Raw genomic sequence first — 8,351 nt, forward strand, 5'->3', positions numbered from 1 at the left:
CATGGCGACAATGAAAGACATTGCCAGACTTGCTGGCGTTTCTACTTCCACGGTCAGTCACGTGATCAACAAGACCCGATTCGTTAGCGAAGAGATTTCGGAACGGGTAAATAACGCCGCCAAAGAACTTAACTATTACGCACCTTCAGCCATTGCCCGCAGTTTGAAGCTCAATCGCACTCAAACCATTGGCATGTTGGTGACCACCTCAACGAACCCGTTTTTTAGCGAGATAGTGCGAGGAGTAGAGGAGAGTTGCTACCAAAATGGGTATCACCTCATTCTTTGCAATACCGAAGGGGATAACGAGCGAATGAAAACCTCCATCGACACCCTGCTGCAAAAACGAGTCGATGGGTTGATTTTGATGTGCTCGACGGTCGAGGGTGAACGAATCGAAGTGTTCGACCGACACCCAGACGTGCCTGTGGTAGTGATGGATTGGGGACCTATGCTGTTTACCAGCGATAAGATACAGGACAACTCATTACACGGTGGTTATCTGGCAGTGAAATACCTGATTGAGCAAGGTCACCACAATATTGGCTGCATTACAGGACCGCTTAGCAAACATCAGGCACAAATGCGTTACGAAGGCTACAAACGTGCGATGAATGAAGCAGGGCTGACGGTTTCATCCAAATGGATTGTAGAATCGGATTTTGAATGTGATGGTGGCTACCAAGCCTTTAATACTATGTATGAGAGGGGAGCTCTGCCGAGTGCAATTTTTGTCTGTAACGACATGATGGCAATGGGAGTGATCAATGCCGCCAGCGAAAAGGACATTTCCGTTCCAGAAGACGTCTCTCTGATTGGCTACGATGATGTCCATATCGCAAAGTTCATGACCCCTTCTTTAACGACAATTCATCAGCCAAAACATGAATTAGGCAAAGCGGCTGTTGATGCGCTGCTGAAGAAACTGGAAAAAGAAACCTCAGAGCATCAGGTGGTTCAACTCGAACCTTCACTTATTGCTCGTAATAGCGTGAAGAATTTGTCTGATCCGAACACATCAAAGTGAGGCTTCGAACTCTTTAAAATTTACAATGTAAATTCTTTTGCCTCAGAACGATTAGTCTGAGGCATTCCTTCCAATCTCAAGTCAGCTTATTTCCCTCTTGTTTCAAATTACAGGGCAATGTCAGTGTCCTGAAAACTGTTTATCAGTATTTCAGTTTGCCTGTTTAACTTTTATAAAATTATCTTTAGCGTCGGTGCCATCGATTTGAATTGAGCGAGGGAAACTCATGTTAAGTACTTTGAAATCTGGCACCTTGACAGTAATGGCGATGGCTTTTTTGGCTGGATGTGGTGGTGAAAGCACGAATGGTGCGAGTCAGACGGGTGGTCAAATTCCCCCCGTTACTAAGCCCACGGACCCGACGTTACCTCCCGTCGACCAAACTGAATTTGCTAAGGAAATGCTTGCTGCGATTAACCATTTCCGATCTTCTCCTCAAACCTGTGGTGGTATTAAAATGCCAGCAGTCGAGCCTTTAACCTGGAGCAGCGAGCTTGAAATGGCAGCTCAGATCCATTCCTCCAATATGGCGAACTACAACTTCTTTGATCATACGGGTCTGGATGGCAAAGAACCTGAAAACAGAGCGAACGACGCGGGTTACCCGGGTGGCTTTATTGGCGAGAATATTTCTGCTGGAAGAATCAATATTCACGATGTCATGGCGGGTTGGATGTCCAGTAAAGGGCATTGTGAGAACATCATGGGAGCCGGATACAAAGACGTCGGTGCTGCCATGGTTGAAAACAGCGATGCGACTTACCGTTTTTACTGGACTCAGGTGTTTGGGGCAAGGCGGTAACCCTCTGATTCAGACACACATGGTGGCAAATTAGTAACTAGGTTACTAAAAGTTAACTGGTTGTTTTATTGATAATTTTTCTCTAAGTTACTTCGTAATCAGTACGAACTTTGACTTCAACCAGGAGAAAATATGGGACACTCAGTGAAACTTAAAGCGGGGGATAAATTCCCCGAGATTTCTGCAACTTTGCTTGACGGATCAGACGTTGTTCTTGGTCAGCCACAAGGAGACGCAACCTGGCAGGCGGTAATTGTTTATCGTGGAAAGCATTGCCCACTTTGTACCAAATATTTGAATGAAATTGAAAGCCACAAAAAAGCGTTTGAGGAACTTGGCATTGATATTCTTGCTGTGTCAGGTGACGCCAGACATCAGTTAGAAGCGCATCTGGAGCAGTTAGATGTCAGCTTCCCAATTGCTTATGGGTTAACAGAAGAACAGATGAAGGCTTTAGGTTTGTACATCTCTAAGCCACGTTCTGAGCAGGAAACAGACCATAACTTTGCCGAGCCGGGTTTGTTTGTGGTTAACGAGAATGGCGGGCTTCAGGTGGTTGATATTGCCAATAGCCCATTTGTACGACCAGAACTGGGAGCATTGACTCGCGGACTTGCCTGGATTCGTAACCCAGAAAACAACTACCCTATTCGCGGCACAGTGGAATACTAAGGTCAACAGACCCTAACCTAACATTGAATATCAAGGGCAACTTATGTTACTCACATAAGTTGCTTTTCTTTAGGATCACTCTGTGACAGGAACGGGGAGGTTTTCAGCCCAGTTCTTCAGCTCTTCAAGAATTCTGAGTGCCGTTCTGCCAAACTCTGTAAGCTCGTAGGTTACCGCAATGGGGCGTTCACTGATGACTTTACGAACTATCATTCCTTCACTTTCCAGTTCTTTCAGGCGCTGATCAATGATCTTTTTGCTGGCGCCACTCAGTAACCGAGCCAGATCGTTAAAACGTACTGGTTCATCTTTCAACTGATAGATGATCGATGCCTTCCATTTCCCGCTGAGTAAACGCATTCCTCTTTCTATTGGGCAAGGTCCGGTACAACGGTTTGTAACAGATTTCCTGCCTTTAGAATCAACAATTATTTTGCTTTCCATGGTGTACTCCGAATGCGTTTAGTCGAAAGATCAGGGTAAGAAACTCTGATATTCATACTGAAATAACAAAGAATGTGTTCAGAGTGATCGTTTATATCCCCACTTTAGAAGACGATCACTGGGCTTCTATTTATCTGTTTAACATTGACCGCCAAAAGAGGAAAATAATTGTCGGAATTTGACGGGGTGAATGGAATGAATGCAGTAAAAGGAACAAAAGGGTACGAGTCGGGTGTTGACTTGTTTGCTCAGGCAAGCCTGAATCTGGAATTCGAGGTGATTAACCGTGATTTTCTGCCCTTTTTACCCTCTGCAGGTAGCCGCGTGTTAGATGCGGGTTGCGGAGTTGGGCAAAACGCTGCGGCTTTAGCGAAATTAGCGTATCAGGTGGTGGCTGTTGAGCCATTAAAAGAATTTCTGAATATTGCTAAAGCCACTCATAATGAACACAATATAAGCTGGATTGAAGACAGCCTGCCTCGCCTTAAAGAATTGCAAAATGCCCGTCAATCCTTTGATTTTATTCTGTTGGATGGAGTCTGGCATCACCTGAATCGAGATGAACGCAGAACGTGTATCCAAAGACTTTCCGACCTCCTGAGCAAGGGAGGCGTGTGTGCCATTTCACTAAGAAATGGACCTGCGGGAATGGGGCAACATGTCTTCCCAACCTCAGATGAAGAATTACTTCAGTACGCTGAAGAATTCGACCTTCAAGTGGTTCTCCATTTGCAGAATCAGCCCAGCAAGATACCGAATAAAGCCGAAGTTATCTGGAGCCGAATGGCTCTGAAAAAGCGATCTTAAACAGTCTAATATTCGCAAAATTTACCGTCTCATTGCCGTTATCTTTCCTGCTGAGCTTTGCATGAAAATGTTGATTTATTGTTAATAAAATCATGAGATTATCTTGATGATCTTATTTGTGTAATATAAGTTGCATTTCAAATGCAACTTATATTAGTCTGAATAATAACCATTATCATAAAAGGTATAAAACATGACTCAACAAACACTAAACGATCAGATCATGAAAGCGGTTCAGAACGCCATGGTTATCTCTAAAACCGATCTTGAAGGCAACATCACTTACGTGAACTCTCTGTTCTGTGAGCTAACGGGTTATGAGGAGCATGAACTTGTTGGTCAACCCCACAACATCGTACGTGTCGAGCAGGTGCCGAAGGCGGTTTACAAAGACATGTGGGATACAATCAAAGCCGGAAAAATCTGGACGGGTATTGTGCCTAACAAAGGGAAAAATGGCGGAATCTACGTCGTAGATACTTCTGTACAGCCAATTTTTAACGAAGAAGGAGAGATCACAGAGTACATCAGCGTAAGACGTGTGATTAACGATCTAATGGCAGATTTCGACGCCGTTGAATTTTCCAAAGAAGTTTACGACGAGTACTACGAGGGAGCGTAAGCCTATGCAGTCAGCCATTCAGAGCATGTATGTTGTGTATGGTTCTGTCTCCGGAAATGCCAAAGAGCTGGCGAGCCAGCTCTTTTCCGACAGCGAACTTGCGCAGCGCTTCGATATCACCTTAAAAGAACTGGATGAATTTGATCCTTCTTCCATCAATGAAAATACCTTCGTCGCTTTTATTACCAGTTCTTTTGGTGACGGAGAACCACCGGGTAATGCCGAGCTTTTCTGGCAAAAATTTCAGGAAATCACATCACCACTGACTTTCTCATTTGGTGTCTTTGGGCTGGGTGATACGGCTTACCCTAATTTCTGCGGATTCAGTAAGGGGTTAGATAACGCCTTGGCAGCTTTGGGAGCTAAGCGATTAATCAACCGGGTCGATGCCGATCTTAACTATCTCCCACTATTTGAAACCTGGAAAAGCACACTAAAATCCGTTCTGCTTGAGAACAATTCCGAAGCGGGTCTGTCATTGGATATTTCGGTAACGTCTTACGGTGAAGATTCTGCCTATCAAGCCAGTTTGCTTTCGGCTTCACAACTGACAGCCACATTTCCGTGTTTGTATCGGTTCACATTGAACATTGAAGGCAGTGGGATCCAGTATCAGCCGGGAGATATTGTTCATCTGGTTCCAACCAATCAGGCACCATTACTCACCCCTTTTGCTGAATTTTTCTCAGTTCCTCTTTCAGAAGTGCAAGCCGCTTTGGCAAGTAAGGAAATCGCCAGAATCAGCAAAGCGACGCTGCGAAAACTGACCCAGAAATACCCGAACAACGACTTGAAAGCACTGTTAAAACACCGCAATAAAGCGGCGTTAACAGAGTATTTGAAACGTCATCAAATTATCGATCTCCTGCGAGATTTCTACCCTCCAGAAGCTGTAACGCTCGAAGAGTTGTCTTTGTGTCTTTCAGGCATTGAACCGAGAACCTACTCCATTGCATCAAGCCTGTTGGCAGATACCAATACTCTGGATATTTGTGTGCGAGAGGTGTGGAGCGATCCGGAAAATGCTGAGCCGAGACCGGGTTGTGCTACGGCTTACCTTCACTCACTGGAAGCGGGAGATCAGGTGCCACTTTTTGTGAGATCTAACCCAAGTTTCCATTTCGATATGAATGTCCCGAGTGTGCTTATCGCGACTGGTGCAGGCATCGCCCCCTTCATCGGATACCTTCAAGCCAGAGAACGCACTCAGCCAAATTCGCCGTGCATTCTGTTTTTTGGTGAAAAACATCAGGACAAAGACTTTGCTTATAAGGACGAGATTTGTCGTTGGCTCAAGTCGGGTACATTGCAAAACTGTTTTGTGGCGTTTTCCCGAGATAACGACTCAAAAGTGTACGTGCAAGACTCCGTAAACGAGCATCAGGATTTGGTGAACGATTTTATTGACCAAGGTGCTCATGTGTATGTTTGCGGACGAAAGCAAAATCTCGCGACCGAAATTGAGCCTATGATGAATGGTCTGAGCGAACGTTCTGCTGACAACAAATTCCAAACTTTAACTGAGGCAGAAAGGCTTCACCTCGATCTGTTTTAATCGGCTTCTTGATTGCCAAGGGACTGGCTTTCAAGTGAGTTACACAGAAGGAGCCAGATAAGGTTTGATGAGTTGGTGAATGTTGACTTTTGCTCCAAGCCTAGACGCAAGCATGTAAATCCCACCAATCTTTCTGTGAAGAAATAATGCATCAGCAGGAGGAGTATGCCAATAGTCCTGTTCCATGCTTAACACAGTTCCCGCTTCCCGAATTCGCTGAGCCAATCCGCTGGCTTTGAAATCGTATTCTTCATCGACAAGCATGGGTTCGCACGCCAGTTTCACTAACCCCAAAATTGCCTGACGTTGATGCGGCAAAATGGTTTGGCTGAAAAAGCCGATTTGCTCCAATGCCTGATTTAATCCTTGCTCGTCATTGTTGGTTACAGAAATAAATGCCTGACGATAGCCCTCGCTGAATTCGGTGCTGTATTCTCGCGTGGCTCCGAAATCCAACAACCCGATTTGGTCAGACTGCTCAAGGTAAAGGTAGTTTGCGAAGTTAGGGTCGGTTTGAACCATACGCAGTTCAAAGAGTTCTCTAAACATCAAATCGATGAGGTTATGCAGAACCTTATTACGTGTCTCTTGATCAAAGCTTTCAATCTGATCGATGGAAACGCCCTCAATAAACGCCATTGTGAGCACAGAATCGGAAGACATTTCTTGGTAAATCTTTGGCACCACAAAAAACGGATGCGCTTTCAAAGCTTGGTAATAGCGAGTAGCGAATTCCGCTTCACGTTGGTAATCCGCTTCATCGTGAAGCTGCTTTTTGGCTTCTTCCAAAAGCCCTTTGTAATCCACCGATTCGGGAAACAAGCCAACAACCTTCAACAGCGTGCCAACGTTATCGACATCACTGTCTATGCTTTTGCGCACGCCCGGGTACTGCACTTTAACCGCTAATTTGTCGCCATCGTCGCTGTATGCCTGATGCACCTGACCGATAGACGCACTGGCAATCGGTTTGAATTTGAAAGCCAGAAATTGGGTTTTCCACTCTTTTCCAAGGCTGCTTTCCAACACCTGATTGAGCTGTTTGGAAGGTAAGGGATCGGCGTTGGATCGAAGCCGCGCCAAAATGTTCGCCAGCTCTGGTTCAAGCAAGTCCCCCGCATCCATCGAAAGCATTTGACCTAACTTCATCGCCGCACCGCGCAAATGCGCAAGCTGATCGGTCAGGCGACCGATGTTCTGCGGCGTTAACAACAAATCCTTGGCTTTGGGTTTATTCCCTTGGGCAAGCTGTTTGGTGCCTTCCGCCAACACATTGCCCGCCACACGGGCAGTCAAGGATGCAAACTTGCCAAATCTGGAAATACGGTGTGAAGGTAGGTTTCTTTCTCTCGAAGACATGAACACTCTCAGTCAAGGCGCGTGACCACTATATGATAATGCGCACAAATACATTTAGTCGAATTATCAATACGATGGATTGTGCTGTTTAGGATCAGTTTATGGCTTCTATACTTAGCCGTGCTATCCGCTAGTCGCAATTTTAACGCAGCGGTTTTCTTGTGAAGAAAATTGTGTCATATAGGCTGTACTCGATGGTGAAGAAGTGCGAAGGTGGAAAAGATTTGTCGATTTCAGATATTGCTCTTTAAGTAGGTTTAATAATTTTAGTCTGTGCAGCAATCAATTTATTTAAAGGTATTAATTTCTACAACAAAACTATCGATGAACTCGATAAAAAGTCATTACCTTTGGCTATTGCTTTGCCTTTTCTGATATTTATTAAGGGAGCACACAACGACATAGGTGAAAGTTACCGAAAGTTGTGTTTGAAGCATCTCGGTCTCTTCCTTTTGTTTGGGCTGTTTTTCTGTCTCATAGTGCTATTCGCTGACAGGACAAGCGGGGGTTCTTGGAGCGAATTGAATCTGATGTTAAAAAGTCTGGGCAACAAAGAGGGAGTTTAATGAAGTTAAACATACTGGCATTTTGGTGTGGTTTCGCAACGCTGTTTAGTATCCAGATTGCAGGTACATTTGCTTACTACGAGTTCTTCTCTTCCCAAAACTATCCAATAGTAAGCTGCTTTATTTCTTTTTTTGCTGGGATATTGGCGGGTTGTGTGACTAAGAGCATTGTTACTCGCCCAAATCTAAGTGTCCACGTAGCATTAAGTGTTTTGGTGTGCTTGATCTGGAGCGTTCTCTTTCCAGTTCCTCCATGGCGAAGTCTTCTGGTTTGGTATTGGCCTTTTTGGGGATTTGGGTCTTTCGTTGCAGTACTTACTTTATGTAAGTTAAAGTCAAACAATACCGAAGCATGACAATCGGTCATTTTCTACTAACTCTTGAAATAGTGGTGTGTATGCATATTTTTTTAGCAATGTTGATAATGCTTTGTGTATTTTTAGCGTTCAGATTTGGTTTTATTGTCCTAGACCGATGCGTGTTTGAATTTCAGTTAA

The 8,351-nt window shown here is 44.6% G+C and carries 9 protein-coding genes; 7 read left to right on the forward strand and 2 right to left on the reverse strand.

Translation table 11 applies throughout. The annotated features are described in order from the left end of the window. Position 1 precedes the first annotated feature (1 nt). The 3 genes from RH89_RS19580 to RH89_RS19590 all read left to right on the forward strand — a co-directional run bounded on the left by RH89_RS19580 (position 2) and on the right by RH89_RS19590 (position 2,501). Complete coding sequence (locus tag RH89_RS19580) at positions 2 to 1,027, forward strand: substrate-binding domain-containing protein (RefSeq protein WP_038146770.1); 1,026 nt, start codon at positions 2 to 4, stop codon at positions 1,025 to 1,027. Between the two features lie 226 nt (positions 1,028 to 1,253). Continuing rightward, complete coding sequence (locus tag RH89_RS19585) at positions 1,254 to 1,829, forward strand: CAP domain-containing protein (protein ID WP_004405700.1); 576 nt, start codon at positions 1,254 to 1,256, stop codon at positions 1,827 to 1,829. 132 nt (positions 1,830 to 1,961) lie between these two features. Beyond that, positions 1,962 to 2,501 carry a redoxin domain-containing protein gene (locus RH89_RS19590; RefSeq protein ID WP_004405701.1) on the forward strand — a complete coding sequence of 180 codons (540 nt, stop codon included), beginning with the start codon at positions 1,962 to 1,964 and terminating at the stop codon, positions 2,499 to 2,501. A 75-nt stretch (positions 2,502 to 2,576) separates the two neighbouring features. On the opposite strand, the gene RH89_RS19595 is transcribed toward RH89_RS19590, so the two are convergent. After that, positions 2,577 to 2,945 carry a winged helix-turn-helix transcriptional regulator gene (locus tag RH89_RS19595; RefSeq protein ID WP_004405702.1) on the reverse strand — a complete coding sequence of 123 codons (369 nt, stop codon included), beginning with the start codon at positions 2,943 to 2,945 and terminating at the stop codon, positions 2,577 to 2,579. Between the two features lie 168 nt (positions 2,946 to 3,113). Between RH89_RS19595 and RH89_RS19600 the strand changes: the two genes are divergently transcribed. The 3 genes from RH89_RS19600 to RH89_RS19610 all read left to right on the forward strand — a co-directional run bounded on the left by RH89_RS19600 (position 3,114) and on the right by RH89_RS19610 (position 5,929). After that, positions 3,114 to 3,752: a class I SAM-dependent methyltransferase gene (locus RH89_RS19600; RefSeq protein WP_004405704.1), complete on the forward strand. Its 639-nt coding sequence runs from the start codon at positions 3,114 to 3,116 to the stop codon at positions 3,750 to 3,752. A 193-nt stretch (positions 3,753 to 3,945) separates the two neighbouring features. Next, the gene (locus RH89_RS19605) at positions 3,946 to 4,374 is read left to right on the forward strand and encodes a PAS domain-containing protein (protein WP_004405706.1); all 429 of its coding nucleotides are present in this window, start codon (positions 3,946 to 3,948) and stop codon (positions 4,372 to 4,374) included. A gap of 4 nt (positions 4,375 to 4,378) precedes the next feature. Then, a complete protein-coding gene (locus RH89_RS19610) occupies positions 4,379 to 5,929 on the forward strand; it encodes a flavodoxin domain-containing protein (RefSeq protein WP_004405708.1) in 1,551 nt (516 codons plus the stop codon). Between the two features lie 39 nt (positions 5,930 to 5,968). Here the strand turns inward: RH89_RS19610 and RH89_RS19615 are convergent, their stop codons facing one another. Then, positions 5,969 to 7,288 carry an ABC1 kinase family protein gene (locus RH89_RS19615; protein ID WP_004405709.1) on the reverse strand — a complete coding sequence of 440 codons (1,320 nt, stop codon included), beginning with the start codon at positions 7,286 to 7,288 and terminating at the stop codon, positions 5,969 to 5,971. A 565-nt stretch (positions 7,289 to 7,853) separates the two neighbouring features. Between RH89_RS19615 and RH89_RS29765 the strand changes: the two genes are divergently transcribed. Next, positions 7,854 to 8,210 (forward strand): hypothetical protein, encoded by a 357-nt coding sequence (locus RH89_RS29765; RefSeq protein WP_139063323.1) that lies wholly within the window; start codon positions 7,854 to 7,856, stop codon positions 8,208 to 8,210. Positions 8,211 to 8,351: the final 141 nt, after the last annotated feature.

It is taken from the genome of Vibrio nigripulchritudo ATCC 27043, assembly GCF_000222685.1.
GTDB classification, from domain to species: Bacteria; Pseudomonadota; Gammaproteobacteria; order Enterobacterales; family Vibrionaceae; genus Vibrio; species Vibrio nigripulchritudo.

Excerpts from the sequence above, each read along its gene's own strand:
- RH89_RS19605 (WP_004405706.1), top strand. The coding sequence starts at position 3,946 with ATGACTCAACAAACACTAAACGATCAGATCATGAAAGCGGTTCAGAAC.
- RH89_RS19580 (WP_038146770.1), top strand. The coding sequence starts at position 2 with ATGGCGACAATGAAAGACATTGCCAGACTTGCTGGCGTTTCTACTTCC.
- RH89_RS19595 (WP_004405702.1), bottom strand. The coding sequence starts at position 2,945 with ATGGAAAGCAAAATAATTGTTGATTCTAAAGGCAGGAAATCTGTTACA.
- RH89_RS29765 (WP_139063323.1), top strand. The coding sequence starts at position 7,854 with ATGAAGTTAAACATACTGGCATTTTGGTGTGGTTTCGCAACGCTGTTT.
- RH89_RS19610 (WP_004405708.1), top strand. The coding sequence starts at position 4,379 with ATGCAGTCAGCCATTCAGAGCATGTATGTTGTGTATGGTTCTGTCTCC.
- RH89_RS19615 (WP_004405709.1), bottom strand. The coding sequence starts at position 7,288 with ATGTCTTCGAGAGAAAGAAACCTACCTTCACACCGTATTTCCAGATTT.
- RH89_RS19585 (WP_004405700.1), top strand. The coding sequence starts at position 1,254 with ATGTTAAGTACTTTGAAATCTGGCACCTTGACAGTAATGGCGATGGCT.
- RH89_RS19590 (WP_004405701.1), top strand. The coding sequence starts at position 1,962 with ATGGGACACTCAGTGAAACTTAAAGCGGGGGATAAATTCCCCGAGATT.